This window comes from Janthinobacterium sp. GW822-FHT07H10, assembly GCF_058798675.1.
Genome location: NZ_JBXAKS010000001.1, coordinates 747,830 through 771,748, shown reverse-complemented (window position 1 = coordinate 771,748; position 23,919 = coordinate 747,830). Strand labels below are relative to the sequence as shown.

Genomic DNA, 23,919 nt, shown 5'->3' with positions numbered 1-23,919 from the left:
CCTTGACCAGCAATACCACCTATTTCCGGCATAACAGCAAAGATGCCTTAGTCAATCTTTATAAAAGTCCTTTCGCAAGGCTCTACATAAACACGTGCCGCCACAATTCAGAGGGCTTGATACCGATCAACGAGCATCGCCCGCCACGGCCTAAGCTACCAGCACAGGCCACGCACAAGGAGATTGCCATGCCAGCCCACCTGATCATCGAAGACGGCCAGCCCTGGTGGTGGGACAGCGCCGATATCTGGGTCGTGCCGGGTAATGATCCGAACGGTCCGCCCGGCGCGCCCATTGCCGGCGTCAGCAACTACCTGTGGGGCCGCGTGCACAACACGGGCAACAGTGGCTCGAACGGCGTGCGCGTGGATTTCTACTGGGCCGATCCTTCGGGCCAGATCGCCGTCGGCGCCGCCACGCCGATCGGTTCCGCGTTTGCCGACCTGGCGCCTGGCGCCACGCAGGAAGTGCTGTGCCTGGTGCCCTGGGTGCCCGTCATCGTCAATGGCGGCCACGAATGCCTGCTGGCCGTGGCGCACGGCGCCGGCGACGTCAACCCGCTGCCCGATCCGCTGCCGAACGGCTTCCCGTTCCAGCCCACGCTGCACGAGCAGATCGCCCAGCGCAATGTGACGGTGGTGCTGGCGGCCAGGCGCGCGCAGCTGCTGACCATCGCGGTGGCGGCCCTGCCGCGCGAGGCAAAGAGAGTGGAACTGCATATCGATCAAGGCGGCGAACTGCCGGAGCGCCTGCTGGCCACCCTGGGCCTCGACAAATGGCAGCCGGCAAAAGAGGCGCGCCTGGCGGCGGGCCTGGCGCGCACGCCGCACTGCAATGGCGATGGCTCCGGCGAACAGAAGCTGGAGGTCGAGGTGCCGCGCGGCCAGGCCGTGCCCGTGTACCTGAGCTTGCGCGCCGAAGCGCTGCCCCGTGGCCAATATGCGCTGCTGCGCGTGCTGGAAACGCGCGATGGCAAGGTACTGGGCGGCATCACGTACATCGTCGTTGATCTGGATCAGGAGCAAGGCGAGGACCAGCAGCACAGCCCCGAGGAGCAAGCATCATGAGCGACACGCCCATGCAAGTGTTAACGCGGCCATTCGCGATCGAACCCGTCACCAATATCATGCTGCCGGACGGCATCTTCGACAATGCCATCTACGGCTTGCGCATCGCGGCCCACGTGACGAACATGTCGAGCAGCGCGCTCAACAACGTCACCGTGTACCTGGAAAGCGTGGGCGATCCCGGCATCGCGCCCGTGGCGCGCACCTTCTTCTTTGCCAGCGTCCCGGCCGGCGCGGCCATGCTGGTGACGTGGGATGCCGATTTCCAGCATGCGGCGCCCGGCAAGCGCCTCGTCAGCTTTGTCGCCAAGGCCGACGGCTACGCGCCGCGCCGCTCGATCCAGCAAATCTTCGTCTCGCAGACGCGCTTCGACAGCGCCACCAATACCTACACATGCACGGTCGAGGAAGGCACCCTGGAACTGTCCAAGCCGCAAGGCCATCTGCCCGCCAAGCGCTGGGGCAGCACGGGCGGCGACAACAAGGACTGCCGCTGTCCGCCCGGCCTCGGTCCCATCGTGCCGACCGGCATGACCCTCGTCTGGACACCGAACCCCGCCTACGCGGGCACGCACGGGGACTTGCCGTTTTCCGATCCGTGGTGGAAGATTCTCGCCATCATCATCGCCATCATCGCCGCGCTGGTCGCCATCATTTCAGCCGCGCTCGGCTCCGGCAAGGCCAGCTTCAGCGTGGGCGGCACCTTCGAGGAGACGGACCCCAGCGTCGACTGCTGCTCGCTCGAAGGGGCCGGTTCGGGCCAGCCCGAATTCACGGTGGCGGGCGTGGCTTCGGCCATCGCCTCGGGCGCCATCGCCGTCGCCTGTTCCGATATCGCCGACCCGTTCTGGCGTGGCCAGGAAGCAACACCCCCGGCCGCCGGCGAACTGACCCTGGCCGAACGCGTGGTGGCGAAGTGGGTCCTGCCGGAGGCGCCAAACGCGGGCTTGCCCTACACGGCCGACATCAGCTGGCAGTACGAACGCTTCACCACGGGCGCCACCTACCAGCATGCAGTCACTGAAACGCAAGTCAACATCCATGTGGCGGGCCCCGTGGAAACGGATACGCCCGCCGTCGTGCAGGCCTATGAACCGTTGTGGGTACGCGCCAGCTTCAAGCGCGACAATGGCAATGTCTTCCGCGGCACGGAACTGTATGCATTCGTGCTGTTCCAGGCGCCGCAGGGCCTGTATTTCGTGGAATCGCTGACCGATGACGGCCTGGGCTTCGATCCTGGCGCCAACGATGGCGTCTATGCCGGCAGCCTGGACTTGAAACGCGCTTACCGTACCTTGCTGCAGTATGGACAGAAAGTCTTTGGCACCTGGCGCGTGTTTGTCTTCGCGCAAGACGTCAACCTGACCAAGCCGGGCACGCCGCCGGAAATCGCCGCCCAGCATATCGGCGGCATGTTCGTCGCCAGCGCCATCGAGATCACCTTCGACGACAGCCTGCCCTGCCCGCTCAAGGCGCAGGCGAATATCGTGGTCGTGTGATGCTGGACAAACTCTGGCGCAGGCCGGATGAGTGGCGCCGCCGGGGTGGCGCTGCCAAGATGGGGCCGCCGGGATGCAGCCACGCCGCGCGCAAACCGACAATAGGGTTAATGCCCTATGCGCGCCCAAAGCGGCCGAGACAGCGTGCAGGGCCAGGCGCCGCCCCGAAGGCGGTACGTCAGTACGGCAAGGAAAACGGGACAGGCAACAACGCCCTGGGCGTTTTATCGGCCGTTCTTACACCTTGACGCTGTCGGGTTTCGCGATCACCGTGCGCGGAATGATGTCGTTCTCCGGGCACGACGCCATCGCATCCGAATACGCGAGCCAGCGCTGCAGGCTTTCCATGCGGCGGATGGTGATGCCCTTGCCGTTGATATAGCCGATCTGTTCGAAATTGGCGGAGCTGGTGGTCAGCTTCGAGACGGTCGGCGCGTTGTCGACCAGGCGGTCATACGCCTTGCGCGCCTTGTGCTCCCACTTGGCCAGCACGGGGTCGTCGAAACGGTTGCTTTCAAAATACACGGTGATGGTGCGGTCGTGGTTGGCAAAGCCGACGATGGCCGCGCCTTTGCGTATGGTCAACAGGACATCTTCCTTGACGCCCGTCACGGGAACGAACACGGCGGCACGCCCATCCGTGTCGGGCCGCTCCATGGGAATATCTTGTCCAATTATGCTCATTGCATCACGCTCTTTGTCATCGCCGGTTGGCCTGTTGTATTTATGGCTATCGCTGGAACCGTGCCGCGCGCGGACGCTGCCGCCCCGGCTGGCCGGTTCCATACTGTTTATCAAATAATACATTGCCGTAGAGCACTACACAAGATAATCAGCGCCCCGGCCCCGGTGCGCTCAAGCGTCGCGTTCAGGGCCGAATGGCGGCGCCGGCGGCACTCGCCTTATAATGCTGCGCTTACCTCCCCACATGCAAGACGCTCCCCTCACCATGACGCTTCCCGAAAATGATACCAGCCGGCTCGACGCCATCAGTGCCGCCGCCACCGAAGTCGCGGCCCGCAACGTGGCCGACCTGCTGGCCATGGCCATCTGCCACCGGCCCGATGAACCGGCCCTGATCGTCTGCGACAAGCGCAGCTGGCTCAACGTGGTGCTGACGGAAGCCTATCGCCTGGCCTTGCCGGACGCCACCCTCATCGATTTCGACGACGTCACGCCGGACGCCGTGCTGGCCGCGTTTGCCGAACTGCCGGCCGGCAGCCTTGTCGTGCTGATCCAGTCGACCAGCTTCCGTCTGGAAGCGTTCCGCATCCGCATCGAACTGTTCAAGCGCGGCTTGAAGGTGATCGAGCATGTGCATCTGTCGCGCATGCCAGGCGTGCAGGGCTTGCACTACATCGCCTCGCTGGCTTACGACCCCGCCTACTATCGCGGCGTGGGCCATGCACTCAAGGCGCGCATCGACGGCGCCCGCCACGGCATGGTCGACAGCGGCGGCGAGCAGCTGGTCTTCGCCTCGCCGTTCGAATCGGCCAAGCTCAATATTGGCGACTACAGCGGCATGAACAATATCGGCGGCCAGTTCCCGCTGGGCGAAGTATTCACGGAAGCGCAGGACCTGGAAGCGGTCAACGGGCGCGTGCGCATCTTCGTCTTTGGCGACACGCACTTCATGGTCAACCGCCCCGACACGCCGATCACCCTGATCATCGAAAAGGGCCGCGTCACGGGCACCGAACACGCCACGCCAGAATTTACCGCCATGCTGGAAATCATCCGCGCGCATGAGGGCGAAGTGTGGGTGCGCGAACTGGGCTTCGGCATGAACCGCGCCTTTTCGCGCGAGCAGCTGGTCAACGACATCGGCACGTATGAACGCATGTGCGGCATCCATCTGTCGCTGGGCGCCAAGCACGGCGTATATGCGAAACCGCAGTTCAAGCGCAAGGATGCGCGCTACCACGTCGACATCTTCGCCGTCACCGAAGCCGTCTATCTCGACGACGAGCGCGTGTACGCGGATGGCGCGTGGACGGTGCAGCCGGTCGCCTTCAACTGAGCCTCAACTGAAAAATCCGGCCGCTGCCAGCTCGCGGTCCCACGGCGGCACGGGCTGGTATTTGGCCACCAGGAAATCGATCAGCGCGCGCACCTTGGGCGATGGCTGGCGGCTGGCCGGATACAGGGCGCTCAGGTGATTGAGCGGCAGGTCCCAGCCCGATAGCACGGGCAGCAGGCTGCCGTCGAGCAGGTTGCGCCAGGCGAGGAAGGTGGTGCTGTAGACGATGCCGAGCCCGCGCTGCGCCGCCTGGTGCAGCACCAGGCCGTTATTTGCCGTGAAACCCGCCTGCACGCGCACGCTCACCTCCTCGCGCCGCTCCCCTTCCCCCTTCTGGAAATGCCAGTTCGTGCCATCGGTCAGGTGGCTGAAATGCAGGCACTGATGGTTCAATAAATCCTGCGGCGCCTGCGGCACACCCCATTGCGCCAGATAGGCGGGGCTGGCGCACAGCACGGCGCGGCACGGCGCCAGCGGGCGCATGGCCAGCGCGCTGCTGTCGGGGATGCCGCCCACGCGGATGGTCAGATCAAAGCCGTGGCGTATCGGATCGAGCAGCGCGTCGTCGACAAACAGTTCGGCCTGCACCTGCGGGTGCAGCAGGCTGAAACGCGCGACGGCGTCGGCCAGCCAGGCGCTGCCAAAACTCGACGGCGCCTGGATGCGCAGCGGCCCGGCCAATCCAGCGCCCGCTTGCGCCACGTGTGCCACCATGCGCGCCGCCTCCTGCGCCTGGCTGACGGTGGCCATGCACGGCGCCAGGTAGGCGCGCCCCGCGTCCGTCAGGCTCACTTCACGCGTGGAGCGGTGCAGCAGGCGCGCGTGCAGGCGTTCCTCGAGCTGCATGATGGTCTTGCTGACCATGGCGCGCGTCAGGCCCAGGCGCTGGCCAGCCACGGTGAAGCTGCGCTGGCGCGCCACTTCGACAAAGATTTCCATCGCTTTTAATTGATCCATGTCAAAGATTGTCATCGTTTGAGCGACAATCTGTCAACCGTTGGCCGATTGTTTGCCCGCCTGCAGCCACCTACAATGGCGTTTTCCATACACCTCCGGAGCCGCCGCCATGCTAACGATCGAACAACAAGAACAGTACCAACGCGACGGCTACCTCATCCTGCCCGATTTCAAGGGCGCGGACGCAATCGCCGCCCTGCGCGCGCGCGCCGAGCAGATTGTCAACGAATTCGATCCCAGCGTCAGCCAGTCCATCTTCACCACGCGCGACCAGGCGAAGAATACCAACGATTATTTCCTCGCTTCCGACAACACCATCCGCTGCTTCTTCGAGGAAGAGGCATTCGGCGCGGACGGCCAGCTGAAGCAAGCCAAGTCGCTGTCGATCAACAAGATCGGCCACGCCATGCATGACCTGGACCCCGTCTTCCGCGCCTTTTCGGCCGACCCGAAGCTGGCCGAAGTGGCGCGCGACCTGGGCCTGGCGGACGCGCAGGTATGGCAATCGATGTACATCTTCAAGCAGCCCGGCATCGGCGGCGAAGTGCGCTGGCACCAGGACGCCACGTATTTCGAGACCACGCCGGTCAGCGTGACCACCTTCTGGTTCGCGCTGGAAGACGCCACCCTGGAAAACGGCTGCCTGTGGGCGGAACCGGGCGGCCACCGCGGCCCGCTGCGCGAACGCTTCATCCGCAACGGCGACCAGGTGCGCGTGGAAAAACTCGACGCCATGCCCTGGCCCGACGACAGCACGGCCGTGCCGCTCGAAGTCAAGGCCGGCGCCCTCGTCTGCTTCCATGGCTTGCTGCCCCACTACAGCGCGCCGAACCGCTCGCCCGTCTCGCGCCACGCCTACACCCTGCACGCCACCGATGGCCAGACCGAATACGCGGCCCACAACTGGATACAGCGCGATGCATCGTTCCCCGTGCGAGGCTTCGTCTGATGCGCATCCAGGTTTTCGCCGCCCACTGGGGCAATAACGACCTGCCACCCGACGTCTTCATCGACAAGGTGCTGGCGGCCGGCTTCGACGGCATCGAGATGTCGCTGCCGCTGGACGCGGCCCTGCGCGAGGAGTGGACGGACCGCATCGCCAGGGCCGGACTGGAACTGATCGCCGCGCAATGGGAAACCGTGTTCCACAGCGATTTCGCGCTGCACCGCGCGGCCCTGGCCGAGCTGCTGGAGAACGCCTGCCTGGCGCGCCCCGTGCTGGTCAACACGCACACGGGCAAGGATTTTTATACGCCGGCGCAGAACGCGCAGCTGATCGAGCTGGCCGCCGCCATCTCGGCAAAGCACGGCGTGCCCATCGTGCATGAGATCCACCGCAGCCGCTTCAGCGGCCACCCGATGCTGCTGCTGCCCTACCTGGCCCAGTATCCCGACTTGCCGCTGACGGCGGACCTGTCGCACTGGTGCTGCGCCTGCGAATCCCTGCTGGAAGACCAGCCGCAGACCCTGGCGCAAGTGCTGCCGCTGGTGCGCCACGTGCACGCGCGCGTCGGCCATGCCCAGGGCCCGCAGGTGGCCGACTTCCGCGCGCCGGAAGCCAAGCCGGCCCTCGACGCCCACCTGGCGTGGTGGGACGCCATCGTCGCCCTGCGCCGCGCCGCCGGCGCCGAGCGCATGACGTTTACGCCGGAATTCGGTCCCGCCCCGTACACGCAAACCCTGCCCTGGACGCAGCAGCCCGTGGCCGACGCCTGGCAGCAGAACGTCGCCATGCTGCATCTGCTGCGCGCCCGCTACGCGCGCTAGTTCGCCAAGACCGCACCCACGCGCCGGGCCACACGGGTCCGGTGCGTGGGTGCAGGCCAGCCACGCTTGTCATTAAGTAGTGCGCTATATATACTGTCTCCATGGATACCACCACCTCCCCCAACCCGCTGCACCAGGTGCCGCGCCTGGACAGCCAGCTGTGCTTTGCGCTGTACTCGACCTCGCTCGCCATGAACAAGCTGTACCGCAAGCTCCTGCGCAAGCTGGGCCTCACGTATTCGCAATACCTGGTGATGATGGTGCTGTGGGAGCGCGACGGCTTGACGGTATCGGAAGTGGGCGAGCGCCTGTTCCTCGATTCGGCCACCCTGACGCCCCTGCTCAAGCGCATGGAGCAATCGGGCCTGTTGACACGCACGCGCGCCGCCAGCGACGAGCGCCAGGTCATCATTTCCCTCACCGAACAGGGCGACCAGCTGCGCCACGAGGCGGCCCTGCTGCCCGAGGCCATCCTGACGGCCAGCCACTGCAGCGTGGAGCAAGTTGTGGACATGAAACAACAACTGAACCAGTTGCGCGACAGCCTGATGAAAAGTGAGTAAACAGGCTGTTTTTCCAAGCAAAATCAGGCAAAGCATGAGCCTGACGGCGCCAGGCAAAAGCTGGCGCAAAATCCGCCTTTCTTTATTACAAAACGATACAAGGCGGCCATCACCCTGCGTATAGAATAGTTGCCACTATTTCCTTACAACAACATCAGGGTGAATATGCGCATACCTTTCGGCTCCGTTGCCTCGTTGGCTCTCTGCTTTACCGTCTCGGCCTTCGCCGCCGAGCCATTCGACGACAAGTTCCGCCAGCTCGAGGAATTGCTGCCCACCCCGAATACCTACCGCACCGCTTCCGGCGCGCCGGGCCACGCCTACTGGCAGCAGCGCGCCGACTACACCATCCGCGCCACCCTGGACGAGGCCAAACGCGAGATCGCCGGCAGCGGCACCATCACCTACCATAACCAGTCGCCCGATACCCTGGGCTACCTGTGGGTGCAGCTGGACCAGAATATCTACAAACCCGATTCCGACGCCCGCCGCATGACCACGGCGCCGTCGCGCCAGGCGTGGGCCAAGACGGGCGAGGACAGCATGAAGTTCGAAGGCTTGCGCGGCATGCTGGCGCGCGGCGACTTCCAGGGCGGCTTCAATATCCGCGCCCTGAAAGGCGCCGATGGCCAGCCTTTGAAATATGTAGTGAACCGCACCATGATGCGCATCGACTTGCCGCAGCCGTTGAAGCCGGGCCAGGACTTTGCCTTCCAGATCGACTGGGATTACCGCATCAACGAGCAGAAGGTGCTGGGCGGGCGCGCCGGCTATGAAGTCTTCGACGACAAGAACGCCCTGTTCGAAGTGGCGCAGTGGTTCCCCCGCATGGCGGCCTACTACGACGCGGCCGGCTGGCAGCACAAGCAGTTCCTCGGCTCGGGCGAATTCACGCTGGAGTTCGGCGACTACGACGTGCAGCTGACGGTACCGGCCGACCATATCGTCGCCTCCACGGGCGAACTGCAAAATCCGCGGGACGTGCTCTCCAGCGCACAGCGCGAGCGCCTGGAGAAAGCCAGCACCAGCGACAAGCCCGTCATCATCGTCACGCAGAAGGAAGCGGAAGCAGCCGAGAAATCCGTCAGCCGCGCGCAAAAGACGTGGCACTTCAAGGCGTCCAACGTGCGCGACTTCGCCTGGGCCTCGAGCCGCAAGTTCATCTGGGATGCGCAGGGCTACGACAAGGGCGGCAGCAAGCTGATGGCCATGTCCTACTATCCGAAGGAAGGCAATCCGCTGTGGGAAAAATACAGCACGCAAGCCATCGTGCACACCATCGAGCAGTACAACAAGTACAGCATCGACTACCCGTACCCGACGGCGATCTCCGTCAACGGCCCGGTGGGCGGCATGGAGTATCCGATGATTTCCTTCAACGGCCCGCGCCCGGTGAAAGACAAGAAAACGGGCGCGCTGACATATTCCAAGCGCACCAAGTACGGCCTGATCGGCGTCATCATCCATGAAGTCGGGCACAACTACTACCCGATGATCATCAACTCGGACGAGCGCCAGTGGACATGGATGGACGAGGGCCTGAACACCTTCGTGCAATACCTGGCGCAGCAGGCGTGGGAAGAGCATTACCCGGCCTCGCGCGGCGAGCCGCGCGAAATCGTCGACTACATGCGTAGCCGCGACCAGGTGCCCATCATGACCAATTCCGAGTCCTTGCTGCAGTTCGGCAACAACGCCTACGCCAAGCCGGCGGCGGGCCTGAACATCCTGCGCGAAACCATCCTCGGGCGCGAGCTGTTCGACTATGCATTCAAGGAATATGCGCAGCGCTGGAAGTTCAAGCGCCCTACGCCGGCCGACTTCTTCCGCACCATGGAAGACGCTTCCGGCACGGACCTGGACTGGTTCTGGCGCGGCTGGTTTTACACGACCGATCCGGTCGACATCAGCATCGATGGCATCACCGAATATGGCGTGAGTTCAAAAAATCCGGAAACGGAAAAGGCCTGGAAAAAAGCGCAGAAAGGCGCCCAGCCACAATCCGTCACGGACCGCGCCAACAAGGGCATGCCGCGCCGCGTCGACGCGCATCCTGAGCTGAAGGATTTCTACAACCAGCATGACGATTTCACGGTGACCAACAAGGACCGCAACGCCTACGCCGAAGCGCTGGACAAGCTGGAGCCGTGGGAAAGGGACTTGCTGAAACAGGGCAAGCACCTGTACCTGGTGGACCTGTCGAACCTGGGCGGCATGGTGATGCCGCTGATACTGGAAATTGAACTCAAGAGCGGCAAGAAATACGTCGAGCGCGTGCCGGCCGAAGTGTGGCGCTACTCGCCGAAGAAAATCACCAAGGTCGTCATCACCGACGAACCGATGGTGGGCCTGGTGCAGGACCCGTACTGGGAAACGGCCGATATCGACACCAGCAACAATGCCTGGCCGCGCAAGATCACGCCATCGCGCCTGGAGCTGTTCAAGAGCGAGAAGGCGCCCAGGGATAACCTGATGCAGGATTTTAATACGCCGTTGAAAGGCAAGAACGGCGGCTCGGCCAAGGGCGACGAGGCGTGAAGCGCTGGCGCGTGCTGGCCGCCGCCATGCTGGCCTGCGCCAGCATGGCGGCCGGCGCCCACAATTTCCACATGGGCATCGCCGACATCAGCTACAACGCGGCCAGCGGCAGCACGGAAGTGGTGCACACCTACACGGGCCACGACGTGGAAGCGCTGCTGACGAACCTGTACCAGCGCCAGTTCGACCTGGGCCAGGAAGACAGCGAGGCGGCGCTGCGCCGCTACGTGGACAGGCAGTTCCATATCACCGGCGCGGATGGCAAGCGCCTGCGCCTGAACTGGGTCGGCATGAAGGTCAATGCCGACAACGTGGTGATCTTCCAGGAGATCGAGCATACGCGCCTGGCGCCCGCCACGCGCATCCACAACCAGCTGCTGATCGACTTCCTGCCCAGCCAGCGCAACACCCTCAACGTGCAGGACGGCGGCACCATCCAGACGCTGTTCTTCGACCACCAGCACGCCGAGCTGCCGATCAAATAAACCGGCAGGGGCCACGCCCCGCCGCACCCATGGACCCATGACGCCACGCCACCTGCCCCTCTTCCTCGCCGCCCTGTTTTCAGCAACCGCCGCCCGGGCCGACGACATCTTCCAGCGCGTGCTGGTCGATGGTTCGCGCATGAACCAGCTGGGCGTGGCCGACTCGGCCAACGCCGGCAGCGTCACGCAAAAACAGCTTGAAGCGCGCACCAGCTACCGCCCCGGCGAATTGCTCGAAGCCGTGCCGGGGCTGATCGTCAGCCAGCATAGCGGCGAGGGCAAGGCCAACCAGTTTTACCTGCGCGGCTTCAACCTCGACCACGGCACCGACCTGCGCACCACCGTCGACGAGATGCCCGTCAACCAGCGCAGCCACGGCCACGGCCAGGGCTGGACGGACCTGAACTTCCTGATTCCCGAACTGGCCATGCGCCTCGATTACAAGAAGGGACCGTATTCGGCGGCGGAGGGCGACTTTTCCTCGGCCGGCGCGGCCGCCATCGTGTATGCGAACCGCCTGACGCAAGGCATCGCCAGCGTCGGCGTCGGACAGAACGGCTTTCGCCGCGCGCTGCTGGCCGACTCGTTCGATGCGGGCCGCGGCAGCCTGCTGTACGCGCTCGAGGCGCAGCATAACGATGGCCCGTTCACGCAGCCGGACCGCTACCGCAAGCGCAATGGCGTATTGCGCTACAGCGAAGGCTATGCCAACAACGGTTTCAATGTGACGGCCATGGCGTATGACGCCAGCTGGAACGCCAGCGACCAGATTCCCCTGCGCGCCGTGCAGGATGGCACGCTGGGCCGCTTCGACGCCGTCGACCCCAGCGATGGCGGCAAGGCGCAGCGCTACAGCCTGTCGGGCGCCTGGCGCCAGACCCTGGACGACATGTCGTCGAAGGTCAGCGCCTATGTCATTGCCAACCGCCTGGCCCTGTTCTCGAACTTTACGTATGCGATGGATGACCCCGACAATGGCGACCAGTTCGCCCAGCCGGACCGGCGCGTGACCTCCGGCGTCAATGCCAGCCACACCTGGCACCGCCACACGGACAGGGGCAGCAGCGACACCACCATCGGCCTGCAGCTACAAAACGACAATATCCACAATGGCCTGTACAACACGCGGCAGCGCCAGATCCTGTCGACCACGCGGCAAGACCACATCGTCGAATCGAGCCTTGGCGTGTATGCCGAAAACAGCACGCGCTGGTCGCCCTGGCTGCGCACCGTGGCCGGTCTGCGCGCGGACGCCTACCGCTTCGACGTGCGCAGCGACCGCGCAGACAATTCGGGCAAGGCCAGCGACCATTTGTTCAGCCCCAGCCTGAGCGTGATCGCCGGCCCGTGGCGCGATACGGAAGCGTATATCAACATTGGCAATGGTTTTCACAGCAACGACGCGCGCGGCACGACGATCGCCGTCGACCCGAAAACCGGCGAGGCGGCCGACAAGGTCACGCCGCTGGCGCGCTCGCGCGGCTTGGAACTGGGCTTGCGCAGCGCCGCCATCGCCGGCCTGCAAACGTCGCTGTCGCTGTACCGCCTGGACTTCGATTCCGAGCTGCTGTTCATCGGCGACGCCGGCGCCACCGAGGCGGGCCGCCCCAGCCGCCGCTATGGCGTGGAGTTTTCCAGTTACTACAAGGCGGCCAGCTGGCTGTCGCTGGACCTGGACCTCGCGTATGCGCGCGCCCGCTCGCGCGGCAGCGACCCGGCCGGCAACTTCATCCCGGGCGCCATCGAAGGCGTGGCCCAGCTGGCGCTGACGCTGACGCCGCAAGGGCCCTGGTCCGGCTCCCTGCGCCTGCGCTACTTCGGCCCGCGTCCCCTGATCGAGGATAACAGCGTGCGCTCCTCGGCCAGCGTGGGCGTGAACGGGCGCCTCGCCTACCAGATCGACAAAACCTTGCGCGTGGAGCTCGAAGGCTTCAACCTGGCCAACCGGCGCGACTCGGCCATCGACTACTACTATGCCTCGCGCCTGCCCGGCGAGGCGCAGCCCATCGACGATATCCACTTCCATCCGGTGGAGTCGCGTTCGCTGCGCCTGACCCTGGTAAAGAATTTTTAAGTGAACAGGAATAATTCCTATCGGACGCTGCACAGGAAACGCCGCGAAGTCGTAGAATGCCAGGCTGGATAAACTGATACAGGCCGCATCCCGGCCGGCACCGCCATGAGCACTTCCGCACCGATCTTTACCGACCCGTCCCGTCTCAAGGACGCCTTGCGCGACGACGGCTATGCCGTGCTGCGCCCGCAGGACGTGGCCGCGCTGGCCGGCTGCCCCTTGGCGGCGCTGCGTGAACTCGAAGGCAGCTGGGACACCCTGGCGCTGGACAACTACCTGAAGGATGGCGGCCGCTATCGGCGCCGGCGCCATTCGTGCTTCGTGCAGGATGGCGATCGCCTGACGCAAACGGCGCACCGTCCGCACTGGCAGCCGGTCGAGTACAACGCCCTGCACGGCGGCATGCACCGCCTGTTCGAGCCGGTCGATCCGGCCATCGTCGCGCAGCCGGCCTGGCAGCAGCTGATCCGCGCCCTGGGCGATGCCTGCTCCCAGGTCAAGGGCCGCCAGCCGTGGTTCATCGAGGCGCACCAGTTCCGCATCGACACCACCGACGGCATCGGCCGCCCGACGCCGGAAGGCGCGCACCGCGACGGCGTCGACTTCGTCGCCGTGCTGCTGATCGGGCGTGAACAGATCAAGGGCGGCGAGACGCGCATCTTCGAGGCGGAAGGCCCCAACGGCAAGCGTTTCACCCTCACCGAGCCATGGTCGCTGCTGCTGCTCGACGATGCGGCCGTCATCCACGAGTCGACGCCGATCCAGCCCGTGGGCGAACATGGCCACCGCGATACGCTCGTGCTGACGTATCGCGCCGGTCAATTCCAGGGCGAGAATTAACAAGCGGCCACAGCATTCCCTGTGGCCAAAATAGTTACTTGGAAGTTACTTTTACAGACCTAAATCCGATATAGTCACATGATGTCGATATTGCGCGCCCACTGCGTCCAGCATCCAATATACTGAATTCTAGGAGAGGTCTGTGGACTCCAACAACCAAATCAAGCCTGACGAAATCGAGATCCTGATCGTCGAGGATAGTCCGACCCAGGCGGAGCGCTTGCGACGCCTGATCCAGTCCCTGCACTATAACGCGCGCGTGGCCGCCAACGGCCAGCTGGCCCTGGCCGCCATCCGCGAACGCAAGCCGCATCTGGTGCTGTCCGATATCGTCATGCCGGAAATGAATGGCTACGACCTGTGCCGCGCCATCAAGTCCGACCCGACCCTGCGCGACATTCCCGTCATCCTCGTCACCTCGCTCAACGACCCGAAGGACATCATCCGCGGCATCGAGTGCGGCGCCGACAATTTCATCCGCAAGCCGTACGCGGAAGACTACCTGCTCAACCGCATCAGCCACATGCTGATGAACCAGAAGCTGCGCAAGAACCAGAACGTCGAAATCGGCATCGCACTGTACCTGGGCGACCAGAAGCACTTCATCAATGCGGAACGCCAGCAAATCCTCGACCTGCTCATTTCCACCTATGAGCAGGCGGTGCAGGTCAACGGCGAGCTGCAGGCGCGCGAACGCCAGGTGATCGAATTGAACATGCGCCTGGCGCACCACGCGGCCGAACTGGAAACCATCAACCGCGAAATCGCGCTGAAAAACCTCGAGCTGGCCGAAGCGAGCCGCATGAAGTCGGCCTTCATCGCGAATATGTCGCACGAACTGCGCACGCCGCTGAACGCCATCATCGGGTTTACGGGCGCGCTGCTGATGAAACTGCCCGGCCCGCTGACGGCCGACCAGGACAAGCAACTGAACACCATCCGCGCCAGTGCGCGCCATCTGCTCTCGCTGATCAACGACATCCTCGACGTGGCGAAGATCGAGGCCGGCAAGCTGACCCTGTCGATCGAGCCCGTACACTGCCAGGAACTGATGGCCGAAGTGGCCGACACCCTGCGCCCGCTGGCGCAGCAAAAAGGCCTGGCGCTGGAAATCGAACTGGGCGAGGCGGATCAGCCGCCCGCCATCATCGACACGGACCGCCGCGCGCTGACGCAAATCCTCATCAACCTGCTCAACAACGCCATCAAGTTCACGGAGCAGGGCACGGTGCGCATCAGCCTGGCCCAGCGCGAGGAAGACGGCGTGCTGGTGACGGAAATGAGCATCGCCGACAGCGGCGCCGGCATCAAGGAAGAGGACCAGGCCAAGCTGTTCCAGGCCTTCTCGCAGCTCGATTCCACCTCCACGCGCCACGTGGAAGGCGCGGGACTGGGCCTGTACCTGTGCCAGAACCTGGCCAACGCCATCGGCGGCGCCCTGTTCTTCAACAGCGACTACGGTTCCGGCAGCACGTTTACCCTGGCCCTGCGCAGCAAGGCCTGACCTTCTGTGCGCCGCAACATGAAAATTTGCTTTCTTGATAATTTTACCAATATCAAATGCACGAATACAGTAGTTCTACGGTATTGCACCGCACCATTTTTGGCGCTATAGTAGAACTGTCTCCTCCAATTCGTTCTCCGAACATTGGATTCAGCCCGCGCCGCAAGGTACGCGGGCTTTTTTTTTGCGCGGCGGCGTCCGGGCAAACCTGCTGCCCTGCCGGCAATAACTAAATCAAATGATTTAGTTATATCAATCGCTTGAGATATGTGATTAAATCTCCGGCATGATTGAAAAAACTTCCACCCCCATCGCCCCGGCCGACGACGGGCGCAAGCCGCGTTCCGATGGCGAGCAGTCGCGCGAACGCTTGCTGCATAGCGCCATCCGACTGTTTGCCGAACACGGTTACGCCAAGACGTCGACGCGCGAACTGGCGCTGGCGGCCGGCACGAACGCGGCCGCCATCAGCTATTATTTCGGCGACAAGGCGGGCCTGTACCGCGCCGCCTTCGCCCAGCAGTCGTCGAATCCGCAAGACAATATCGCCCTGTTCGACCAGCCGCATTTCACCCTGCGCCAGAGCCTGGAAGGCTTTTATGCGCAGCTGCTCGCCCCCATGCAGCAGGGCGACATCGCGCGCGACTGCATGCGCCTGTGGTGCCGCGAAATGCTGGAACCGACTGGCCTGTGGGCGCGCGAGATCGACCAGAACATCCGCCCCGAACACGAAGCGCTGACCGGCGTGCTGGCGCGCCACCTGGGCGCCCCCGACGACAGCGACGACATGCACCGGCTGGCGTTTTCCATCGCCTCGCTGGCCCTGCAGCACATGGTCGGCACCGAGGTGCTGCAAACCCTGCGCCCGCAGCTGCTGGCAACGCCGCAGGCCATCGACACCTGGCTGGCGCGCATGACCGACTATGCGCTGGCCATGGCCGACCTGGAACGCCAGCGCCTCGCCAGCCCACCCTCAAACCATACCGTTCAACGACAAGCAGAAGGACCAGCATGACGATACGTCACAAAGCCGTTCAACGCACCCTGGCCGCCGGCATCGTGCTGGCCCTGGGCGGCTGCGCCCTGCAGGGGCCGCCCGCCGCCGTAGCCGCCAGCGCGCCCGCGCAGTGGCAGGCGCCGCTGCCACATAACGGCAGCCTGGCCGACTTGTCCACCTGGTGGCAGCGCCAGGGCGACGCCCTGCTGGTGGAATTGATCGCCGATGCCCAGCAAGTGAGCCCCAGCATCGCCGCCGCCCGCACGCGCATCGTGCGGGCGCGCGCCGACAGGGTCGCCAGCGGCGCCGCGCTGGCGCCCGCCTTGGACGCCACGGGCAGCGTGGTGCGCACCAGCCAGCAGTCGCTGCAGCCCGGCGGCACCACCTCGCAGGCGGCGCTGCAGGCGTCCTGGGAAATCGACGTGTTCGGCGCCAACCGCGCCACGCGCGATGCGGCGCAGGAGCGCTACGACAGCGCGCGCGCGGGCTGGCACGAGGCCCGCGTCTCGGTGGCGGCCGAAGTGGCCAACCAGTACTACGCCTTGCGCACCTGCCAGCAATTGCAAGCCGTGGCCGAACAGGATGCCGTCTCGCGCCGCGACTCGTCGCGCCTGACGGAACTGAGCGCCGGCGCCGGCTTCCAGCCTCCCGCGAATGCGGCGCTGGCGCGCGCCAGCGCGGCCGAAGGCGCCAGCCGCGCCATCGAACAGCGTGCCGCCTGCGACGTCGACGTGAAGGCGCTGGTGGCGCTGTCGGCCATGCCGGAAGCGACGCTGCGCCAGAAACTGGCGGCCAGCCCCGCCGTCCTGCCCTCGCCCGTGGCAATTGCCGCGCTGCCGGCACAGACGCTGGGCCAGCGCCCCGACATCTACAGCGCCGAACGCGAAGTGGCGGCCGCCAGCTTTGAAGTGCGCGGTGCGCAGGCGCAGCGCTATCCGCGACTGAGCCTTGCCGGCTCCATCGGCAAGGGCAATATCCGCTCCGGCGGCAGCAGCATCACGGCCAGCACCTGGAGCATCGGCCCGCTGGCCGTCAGCCTGCCCATCTTCGACGCCGGACGCCGCCGCGCCGAAGTCGACGCAGCCACGGCCCGCTACGACGAAGCGGTAGTGAAATACCGCGCCGGCGTGCGCCAGGCCGTGCGCGAAGTGGAAGAAGCACTGGTCAATCTGGCCAGCACGGATGAACGCAGCGGGCATGCACGGGCAGCCATGGAAGGCTACCGCATCTCGTTTGTCGCCACCGAAGACCGCTACAGAAATGGCCTAGCCAGCCTGATCGAACTGGAAGAATCGCGCCGCACGCGCCTGGCCGCCGAAAACACCGTGGTCAATCTGGAGCGCGAACGCAGCGCCGCCTGGGTAGCGCTGTACCGCGCCGCCGGCGGCGGCTGGGACAGTACTGCCTCCATCGCCAACAATGCCCCTTGACGGATACGACAACATGAAAAAAATGACCTTGAAACCCATGGCACTCGCCCTCGCCGCCGTCCTTGTCGCGCTGGGCGCCGGCATTGCCCTGTACCCGCCCGCCTCCACGGCGGCCGACGAAGCGAAGGACAAGGCGGCCGCCAAGCCGGCCCTGACCGTCACCACGGCAAGGCCGCAGACGGCCAGCCTGCCCATCAAGCTGAGCGCCAACGGCAACGTGGCCGCGTGGCAGGAAGCCGTCATCGGCAGCGAGTCGAACGGCTTGCGCCTGACGGAAGTGCGCGTGAATGTCGGCGACGTCGTGCGCGCAGGCCAGGTGCTGGCCGTCTTCTCGAACGACACGGTAAACGCCGACGTGGCGCAGGCAAAAGCGGCCGTGCTGGAGGCCGAAGCGAATGCGGCCGAGGCGGCGGCCAACGCGCAGCGCGCCCGCTCGCTGCAAAGCACGGGCGCCATCAGCGCGCAGCAGATCAGCCAATACCTGACGGCCGAACAGACGGCCAACGCCCGCATCGCGTCAGGCAAGGCGCAGTTGGCGCAACAGCAGCTGCGCCTGAAATACACGCAGGTGGTGGCGCCCGACAGCGGCATCATCTCCTCGCGCTCGGCCACCGTCGGCTCGGTGGTCGGCGCCGGCACGGAACTGTTCCGCCTGATCCGCCAGGGGCGCCTCGAGTGGCGCGCCGAAGTGACGGCCACCGAACTGCTGAATCTGAAACAGGGCACGCTGGCGCAGGTGAAGGCGGCCAACGGCAGCATCCTGACGGGCAAGGTGCGCATGATCGCGCCCACGGTCGATCCGCAAACCCGCTCCGCCCTCGTGTATGTCGACCTGCCGGCCAGCACCGGCACGAACGCGCCGTTCAAGGCCGGCATGTACGCCAGCGGCGCATTTGAACTGGGCACCTCGGGCGCGCTGACCGTGCCGCAGCAGGCCATCGCCGTGCGCGATGGCTTCAGCTATGTGTTCCGCCTCAATCCCGACCAACGGGTCAGCCAGATCAAGGTGCAGGCCGGACGGCGCCTGAGCGACCGCATCGAAATTTTGGGCGGCATCACGGCCGACACCACCATCGTCGTCAGCGGCGCCGGCTTCCTCAACGACGGCGACCTGGTACGCAATGTGCAAACCCCGGTCGCGGCAGCGGCCAAGCCGGCCACGGCGAAAAAGTAAGGCAAGCCATGAACTTTTCCTCCCTGTCGATCAAGAACCCGATCCCGGCCATCATGCTGTTCGCGCTGCTGACCCTGGCCGGGCTGCTGGCCTACAAGGCCAATCCGGTGCAGGATTTCCCCGATATCGAACTGCCCATCGTCACCGTCAACGCGGTGCTGCCAGGCGCCGCGCCGGCCCAGCTGGAAACGGAAGTGGCGCGCAAGATCGAGGATTCCGTCGCCACCCTGCAAGGCATCAAGAACATCTACACCAAGGTGCTCGACGGCACCGTCACGGTGACCGTCGAATTCATCCTGGAAAAGCAGATCGCCGAAGCCGTCAACGACGTGCGCGACGCCGTCGCCCGCGTGAAAGCGGACATGCCGGCCGAACTGCGCGACCCCACCGTCACCAAGGCGTCGACGGCCGGCCGCGTGGTGCTGACCTTTATCGCCACGGCGAAACCCGGCGTCGACAATCCGCTCGACGCGCCCGACCTGTCCTGGTTTGTCGACAATACGGTGGCCAAGCGCCTCTTGACGGTGCCCGGCGTGGGCGCCGTCACGCGCGTGGGCGGCGTCTACCGCGAAATCCAGGTCGAACTCGATGAAGCGCGCATGGCGGCGCTGAAGGTGTCGGCGCTGGACGTGTCGCGCCAGCTGCGCCTGGTGCAGCGTGAAGCACCCGGCGGACGCGGCGACGTCAGCGGAGCCGAACAGTCGGTGCGCACCATCGCCACCGTGAAAACGGCCGATGAACTGGCGCGCGTCGAAGTGCCGCTGCCGGATGGGCGCCATGTGCGCCTCGACCAGGTCGCCACGGTGCGCGACACGGTGGCCGAGCCGCGCGCGCTGGCCGAGCAGGATGGCAAGACCGTGGTCGCCTTCGAGGTATTCCGCACCAAGGGCGCCAGCGAGGTGGCAGTGGCCAATGGCGCGCGCGCCGCCATCGCCGAACTTCAAAAGGAAAACCCGAACGTGGTGCTGCAGCAGTCGATCGACAACGCCTTCCCCGTCGAGGAAAACTTCGACGGTTCGATGGAGTTGCTGTACGAGGGCGCGCTGCTGGCCGTGCTGGTGGTGTGGTGGTTCCTGCGCGACTGGCGCGCCACGCTGGTGGCCGCGGCCGCCCTGCCCCTGTCCGTGATGCCCGCCTTTCTCGGCATTTACTGGTTCGGCTACACGCTCAACACCGTCACCCTGCTGTCGCTGGCACTGGTGGTCGGCGTGCTGGTCGACGACGCCATCGTGGAGATCGAAAACATCGAACGCCATCTGCGCATGGGCAAGTCGCCTATGGAAGCGGCCATGGAAGCGGCCGATGAAATCGGCATGGCGGTGATCGCCACCACGTTCGCGCTGGTGGCCGTGTTCCTGCCGACGGCCTTCATGAGCGGCATCCCCGGCTTGTTCTTCAAGCAGTTCGGCTGGACCGCCGTGCTGGCCGTGCTGGCCTCGCTGGTGGTGGCGCGTCTGCTCACGCCGATGATGGCCGCGTACATCCTGAAACCGCTGCCGCACAAGGAAGTGCAGGATGGCTGGCTGATGACGCGCTACCTGCGCGTGATGCGCTGGTGCCTGCATCACCGCGGCATCACGGCCATCGCCTCGGCCCTGTTCTTCGTCGGCTCCATCATGCTCGTGCCGCTGCTGCCGACGGGCTTCGTGCCGGCCGCCGACCGCGCGCAGACGCAGATCAACCTGGAACTGCCGCCCGGTTCCACCCTGGGCGAAACGCAGGCCGTGGCGGCCATGGCGCGCGACGCTGCCATGCGCACGCCGGGCATCAAGGGCGTCTTCAGCTCCATCGGCGGCGGCTCCAGCGGCGACGCCTTCGCTCCCGGCGCGGCAGCCGAGGCGCGGCGCGCCGTGCTGACCCTGACCACCGTGCACCGCACCGAGCGCAAGGAGTCGATGGCCGGCCTGGAGACGCAGCTGCGCCACAAGCTCGACACGATTCCCGGTGCCCGCTTCACGGTGGGCCCGCCCGACACAGGCGTGAAAATGCAGCTGGTACTGCGCTCGGAAGACCCGGTGGCGCTGATGGAGGCGGCACGCAAGGTCGAGCGCGAACTGCGCGGCTTGAAAGGCATCGGCAACGTCAATTCCAGCGCCTCGCTGGTGCGTCCGGAAATCATCGTGCGTCCCGATTTCGCCAAGGCGGCCGACCTGGGCGTGACGGCGGCGGCCATCGGCGAAACCGTGCGGGTGGCCACGGCCGGCGACTACGATACGGACCTGACGAAGATGAATCTGCCCGAACGGCAAGTGCCGATCCGCGTCAAGCTGCCCAACAGCGTGCGCGCCGACCTGGCCGCCATCGAACGTCTGACGGTGCCCGGCAAGAATGGCCCCGTGCGCCTGGCGAACGTGGCCACGGTGAGCATGGAAAGCGGCCCGGCGCAGATCGACCGCCTGAACCGCAGCCGCAACGTCACGCTGGACGTGGAACTCGGTTCGCGCACGCTCGGCGAATTGAACGAGGAGGCGCGCGCGCTGCCGTCGATGAAGAACCTGCCGCCATCCGTGAAGATCGCGGAACTGGGCGACGCGCAGGAGATGGCGTCGCTGTTCGCCAGCTTCGGCCTGGCCATGCTGATCGGCGTCCTGTGCATCTACTGCGTGCTGGTGCTGCTGTTCAAGGACTTCATGCAGCCGGTGACCATCCTGGCGGCGCTACCGCTGTCCATCGGCGGCGCCTTCGTGGCGCTGCTGATCACGGGCAGCGCGCTGTCGATGCCATCGATGATCGGCCTGATCATGCTGATGGGGATCGTCACCAAGAACTCGATCCTGCTGGTCGACTATGCGATCCTCGCGCGCCAGGCGGGCATGAACCGCTTCGATGCGCTGGTCGACGCCTGCCACAAGCGCAGCCGGCCCATCCTGATGACGACGATTGCCATGGGCGCCGGCATGATGCCGCTGGCGCTGGGCTGGGGCGCCGACCCGAGCTTCCGTTCGCCGATGGCCATCACCGTCATCGGCGGCCTGATCACGTCGACCTTACTCAGCCTGCTGGTGGTGCCGGCCGTGTTCACCTACATCGACGACCTCGAGCACCTGCTCAAGCGCGGCATGGCCAAACTGCGCCGCCACAAGGCGCCGCTGCGGCGCGATGACAGGGTGGCGCTGGAAAAATAAGCACTACCATTGTTTGCCAAATCGCCCCCTGCGGGCAAGGAAGCGAGGGACCGGCCGGCAGGCCGCGCTCCCTCGCTTTCATCTATCTGGCATACTGCGCCCATTCTCAATGAACGCAATCTGCCCTGCCTATGAATTACCCCACCCCGCTGGCCCTGCTATTGATCTGCTCCCTGCTCGGCGCCTGCTCGGAAAAAACCGCTCCCGCCAGCGCCACCGTGGCCGACACGGCGGCCGACGTCACGGCAAGCGCCCCTGCCGCTGCCGTCGACGAAGCCGCCCCCACCGAGGCCGTGCGGCCGCCATCGGCTACCGCGCCCAGGACGGAAGACATGAACACGCCGCAGGCACGCGAGCGCGAAGCGGGCATGATGCGCGCCGTCTTCGGCAAGGACTACCGCGACGACAGCGACGATGCGCTGGCCGACCTGTCCGATCCGGACAATCATGTCGACAAGCTCAGTTATGTGGTCAGCGCCGTCAGCCACAAGCTGCTGCCCGATGGCACGGCCATCCTGGTGGCGAATGCGGAAACGGCGAACACGGAAGGCACGGCCGAATCGGCGCATGCCTCGTCGGGCCTGCTGAATGTCTTTTTCCTCGCGCCCAAGGGCCAGGCCGGCGACGGCCAATGGCGGGTCGTCAAGCGCCTGGAAAACATCGCCGCCCTCGGTTCATCCGGGCAGCTGGGCGAAGTGCACTGGGTCATGCTGGGCGCGCACAAGCCGGGACTGGCGATCCGCCACGGCTATACGGGCCAGGGCTACACGATCACGCAGCTGGCCCTGTTTGAAATCGGCGACGGCAAGGTCGCCGCGCTCGACGGCGGCATCGACCTGTACTCGGACAATATGGGCGCCTGCACGCCGGACATGGATGTGTGCTGGATGGTCGAAGGCAGCTGGCGCTTCGCCGCCGCGCGCAACGGCGGCGCCTACGATGACTTGCTGATCGACTTTACGGGTGCGTCGGAAAAGATCAAGCCCGGCGTCACGCTCAAGCCGGACCAGGACCCGCCGCGCATCGCCACGCCGCTGAACGGCCACGCGCGCTACGCCTTCGATGGCAAGGGATACAAGCTGGTTGAAGGCAAGAACACGGTGCCTGGCGTGTAAGCGAATACGCAGCCGGCAACCGACCTTCCGCTACTTGCGTGCCGCCTCCAGGCGCGCCAGCAGCGGCGCATACATCGAGCGCGTATGGCTGCTCCAGCGGGCCATGGCGCTGTCGATATCGAGCAGCAGGCGCTCGGCCAGCACCTGGTCGCCCTGCTGCAGCGCCCAGATTGCATACTCGGCACGGCATTCGAAGCTGCCGTAGCGGGTCAGCGCATCGTCGAATTCCGCCCTGGCTTCCGGCTGACGTCCGCTTTGCGCCAGCGCGCGCGCCGTCAGCAGGGCCACCATCTCGGGACGGAAATGAATATCGCTGCGACGGATGAATTCCAGGTGCGTCAATGCCTCGGCACCGCGCGCGCATTCCAGATAGGCGCGCGCCGCGCCCAGGCGAATTTCCAGGTCCGATGAAAATGCGCCCTGCAGGCAGGCTTCATAAGTCGATGCCGCCTCTTGCGCATCGCCCGCTTCCAGCAGCGCGCTGGCCAGGCGCATCTGGTTCTGCGCCGTCGGCGTGTACTCGAAGGCGGCGCGCGCCTCGCGCAGTTCGCGGTTCGGGTCGAGTACCTGGACGGCCACCGAGGCGACCTTGCGCGCGCCTTGCGGCAGGCGCGAATTGGGCAGGTAGATGGCGAAGAAATACACCACGCTGCCCAATAGCGGAAACATGAAAAGAATCAGCAGCCAGTACAGCTGCTGCCCGTTGCGTACCACGTGAATCGCAAAAAACAATGCGATCAATATGTGAATGCCTATGCCAAAAA

At 65.2% G+C, this 23,919-nt stretch carries 19 protein-coding genes; 16 read left to right on the top strand and 3 right to left on the bottom strand.

The window, feature by feature from the left end; translation table 11 throughout:
- The first annotated feature begins 188 nt into the window (after positions 1-188).
- Positions 189-1,067 (top strand): hypothetical protein, encoded by an 879-nt coding sequence (locus tag AC1RDJ_RS03475; RefSeq protein ID WP_493026490.1) that lies wholly within the window; start codon positions 189-191, stop codon positions 1,065-1,067.
- Positions 1,064-2,566, top strand: coding sequence for a hypothetical protein (locus tag AC1RDJ_RS03470; RefSeq protein ID WP_493026489.1), 1,503 nt, complete (start codon positions 1,064-1,066; stop codon positions 2,564-2,566). The genes AC1RDJ_RS03475 and AC1RDJ_RS03470 overlap by 4 nt, the downstream gene beginning before the upstream one ends.
- Positions 2,567-2,803: 237 nt before the next feature.
- Here the strand turns inward: AC1RDJ_RS03470 and AC1RDJ_RS03465 are convergent, their stop codons facing one another.
- Positions 2,804-3,223 carry a hypothetical protein gene (locus tag AC1RDJ_RS03465; protein WP_083411632.1) on the bottom strand — a complete coding sequence of 140 codons (420 nt, stop codon included), beginning with the start codon at positions 3,221-3,223 and terminating at the stop codon, positions 2,804-2,806.
- Between the two features lie 292 nt (positions 3,224-3,515).
- On the opposite strand from AC1RDJ_RS03465, the gene AC1RDJ_RS03460 reads away from it, so the two are divergent.
- Positions 3,516-4,586, top strand: coding sequence for a M29 family metallopeptidase (locus AC1RDJ_RS03460; RefSeq protein ID WP_493026488.1), 1,071 nt, complete (start codon positions 3,516-3,518; stop codon positions 4,584-4,586).
- Positions 4,587-4,589: 3 nt separating this feature from the next.
- On the opposite strand, the gene AC1RDJ_RS03455 is transcribed toward AC1RDJ_RS03460, so the two are convergent.
- Complete coding sequence (locus AC1RDJ_RS03455) at positions 4,590-5,543, bottom strand: LysR family transcriptional regulator (protein WP_493026487.1); 954 nt, start codon at positions 5,541-5,543, stop codon at positions 4,590-4,592.
- A gap of 109 nt (positions 5,544-5,652) precedes the next feature.
- Here AC1RDJ_RS03455 and AC1RDJ_RS03450 point away from each other — a divergent pair, with 109 nt between their 5' ends.
- The 13 genes from AC1RDJ_RS03450 (at position 5,653) to AC1RDJ_RS03390 (ending at position 23,155) form a co-directional block, all read left to right on the top strand.
- Positions 5,653-6,492, top strand: coding sequence for a phytanoyl-CoA dioxygenase family protein (locus AC1RDJ_RS03450; RefSeq protein ID WP_493026486.1), 840 nt, complete (start codon positions 5,653-5,655; stop codon positions 6,490-6,492).
- Entirely contained in the window at positions 6,492-7,310 is an 819-nt protein-coding gene (locus tag AC1RDJ_RS03445) for a sugar phosphate isomerase/epimerase family protein (RefSeq protein WP_493026485.1), read from the top strand. The genes AC1RDJ_RS03450 and AC1RDJ_RS03445 overlap by 1 nt, the downstream gene beginning before the upstream one ends.
- A gap of 101 nt (positions 7,311-7,411) precedes the next feature.
- A complete protein-coding gene (locus AC1RDJ_RS03440; protein ID WP_070281408.1) occupies positions 7,412-7,873 on the top strand; it encodes a MarR family winged helix-turn-helix transcriptional regulator in 462 nt (153 codons plus the stop codon).
- Positions 7,874-8,038: 165 nt separating this feature from the next.
- Entirely contained in the window at positions 8,039-10,411 is a 2,373-nt protein-coding gene (locus AC1RDJ_RS03435; RefSeq protein WP_493026484.1) for a M1 family metallopeptidase, read from the top strand.
- Positions 10,408-10,896 carry a DUF6702 family protein gene (locus tag AC1RDJ_RS03430; protein WP_493026483.1) on the top strand — a complete coding sequence of 163 codons (489 nt, stop codon included), beginning with the start codon at positions 10,408-10,410 and terminating at the stop codon, positions 10,894-10,896. The genes AC1RDJ_RS03435 and AC1RDJ_RS03430 overlap by 4 nt, the downstream gene beginning before the upstream one ends.
- 37 nt (positions 10,897-10,933) lie before the next feature.
- Positions 10,934-12,970, top strand: coding sequence for a TonB-dependent receptor (locus AC1RDJ_RS03425; RefSeq protein WP_493026482.1), 2,037 nt, complete (start codon positions 10,934-10,936; stop codon positions 12,968-12,970).
- Between the two features lie 105 nt (positions 12,971-13,075).
- On the top strand, positions 13,076-13,810 hold the full coding sequence (locus AC1RDJ_RS03420) for a 2OG-Fe dioxygenase family protein (protein WP_071322217.1): 735 nt from the start codon (positions 13,076-13,078) through the stop codon (positions 13,808-13,810).
- A 142-nt stretch (positions 13,811-13,952) separates the two neighbouring features.
- Positions 13,953-15,314, top strand: a complete 1,362-nt coding sequence (locus AC1RDJ_RS03415) for a hybrid sensor histidine kinase/response regulator (RefSeq protein ID WP_289885115.1) — start codon at positions 13,953-13,955, stop codon at positions 15,312-15,314.
- Between the two features lie 286 nt (positions 15,315-15,600).
- The gene (locus AC1RDJ_RS03410) at positions 15,601-16,329 is read left to right on the top strand and encodes a CerR family C-terminal domain-containing protein (protein ID WP_071322215.1); all 729 of its coding nucleotides are present in this window, start codon (positions 15,601-15,603) and stop codon (positions 16,327-16,329) included.
- Positions 16,326-17,741 (top strand): efflux transporter outer membrane subunit, encoded by a 1,416-nt coding sequence (locus AC1RDJ_RS03405; RefSeq protein ID WP_493026481.1) that lies wholly within the window; start codon positions 16,326-16,328, stop codon positions 17,739-17,741. Before AC1RDJ_RS03410 ends, AC1RDJ_RS03405 begins: the two co-directional genes overlap by 4 nt.
- Positions 17,742-17,754: 13 nt before the next feature.
- Positions 17,755-18,915 carry an efflux RND transporter periplasmic adaptor subunit gene (locus AC1RDJ_RS03400; RefSeq protein ID WP_289885110.1) on the top strand — a complete coding sequence of 387 codons (1,161 nt, stop codon included), beginning with the start codon at positions 17,755-17,757 and terminating at the stop codon, positions 18,913-18,915.
- Between the two features lie 8 nt (positions 18,916-18,923).
- Positions 18,924-22,040, top strand: a complete 3,117-nt coding sequence (locus AC1RDJ_RS03395; protein ID WP_493026480.1) for an efflux RND transporter permease subunit — start codon at positions 18,924-18,926, stop codon at positions 22,038-22,040.
- Between the two features lie 131 nt (positions 22,041-22,171).
- Positions 22,172-23,155, top strand: a complete 984-nt coding sequence (locus AC1RDJ_RS03390; protein ID WP_071322212.1) for a hypothetical protein — start codon at positions 22,172-22,174, stop codon at positions 23,153-23,155.
- 30 nt (positions 23,156-23,185) lie between these two features.
- Here the strand turns inward: AC1RDJ_RS03390 and AC1RDJ_RS03385 are convergent, their stop codons facing one another.
- Positions 23,186-23,824 (bottom strand): tetratricopeptide repeat protein, encoded by a 639-nt coding sequence (locus AC1RDJ_RS03385; RefSeq protein WP_335589258.1) that lies wholly within the window; start codon positions 23,822-23,824, stop codon positions 23,186-23,188.
- Positions 23,825-23,919 lie beyond the last annotated feature (95 nt).

Excerpts from the sequence above, each read along its gene's own strand:
- AC1RDJ_RS03475 (WP_493026490.1), top strand. The coding sequence starts at position 189 with ATGCCAGCCCACCTGATCATCGAAGACGGCCAGCCCTGGTGGTGGGAC.
- AC1RDJ_RS03470 (WP_493026489.1), top strand. The coding sequence starts at position 1,064 with ATGAGCGACACGCCCATGCAAGTGTTAACGCGGCCATTCGCGATCGAA.
- AC1RDJ_RS03465 (WP_083411632.1), bottom strand. The coding sequence starts at position 3,223 with ATGGAGCGGCCCGACACGGATGGGCGTGCCGCCGTGTTCGTTCCCGTG.
- AC1RDJ_RS03460 (WP_493026488.1), top strand. The coding sequence starts at position 3,516 with ATGACGCTTCCCGAAAATGATACCAGCCGGCTCGACGCCATCAGTGCC.
- AC1RDJ_RS03455 (WP_493026487.1), bottom strand. The coding sequence starts at position 5,543 with ATGGATCAATTAAAAGCGATGGAAATCTTTGTCGAAGTGGCGCGCCAG.
- AC1RDJ_RS03450 (WP_493026486.1), top strand. The coding sequence starts at position 5,653 with ATGCTAACGATCGAACAACAAGAACAGTACCAACGCGACGGCTACCTC.
- AC1RDJ_RS03445 (WP_493026485.1), top strand. The coding sequence starts at position 6,492 with ATGCGCATCCAGGTTTTCGCCGCCCACTGGGGCAATAACGACCTGCCA.
- AC1RDJ_RS03440 (WP_070281408.1), top strand. The coding sequence starts at position 7,412 with ATGGATACCACCACCTCCCCCAACCCGCTGCACCAGGTGCCGCGCCTG.
- AC1RDJ_RS03435 (WP_493026484.1), top strand. The coding sequence starts at position 8,039 with ATGCGCATACCTTTCGGCTCCGTTGCCTCGTTGGCTCTCTGCTTTACC.
- AC1RDJ_RS03425 (WP_493026482.1), top strand. The coding sequence starts at position 10,934 with ATGACGCCACGCCACCTGCCCCTCTTCCTCGCCGCCCTGTTTTCAGCA.
- AC1RDJ_RS03420 (WP_071322217.1), top strand. The coding sequence starts at position 13,076 with ATGAGCACTTCCGCACCGATCTTTACCGACCCGTCCCGTCTCAAGGAC.
- AC1RDJ_RS03410 (WP_071322215.1), top strand. The coding sequence starts at position 15,601 with ATGATTGAAAAAACTTCCACCCCCATCGCCCCGGCCGACGACGGGCGC.
- AC1RDJ_RS03405 (WP_493026481.1), top strand. The coding sequence starts at position 16,326 with ATGACGATACGTCACAAAGCCGTTCAACGCACCCTGGCCGCCGGCATC.
- AC1RDJ_RS03400 (WP_289885110.1), top strand. The coding sequence starts at position 17,755 with ATGAAAAAAATGACCTTGAAACCCATGGCACTCGCCCTCGCCGCCGTC.
- AC1RDJ_RS03395 (WP_493026480.1), top strand. The coding sequence starts at position 18,924 with ATGAACTTTTCCTCCCTGTCGATCAAGAACCCGATCCCGGCCATCATG.
- AC1RDJ_RS03390 (WP_071322212.1), top strand. The coding sequence starts at position 22,172 with ATGAATTACCCCACCCCGCTGGCCCTGCTATTGATCTGCTCCCTGCTC.
- AC1RDJ_RS03385 (WP_335589258.1), bottom strand. The coding sequence starts at position 23,824 with ATGTTTCCGCTATTGGGCAGCGTGGTGTATTTCTTCGCCATCTACCTG.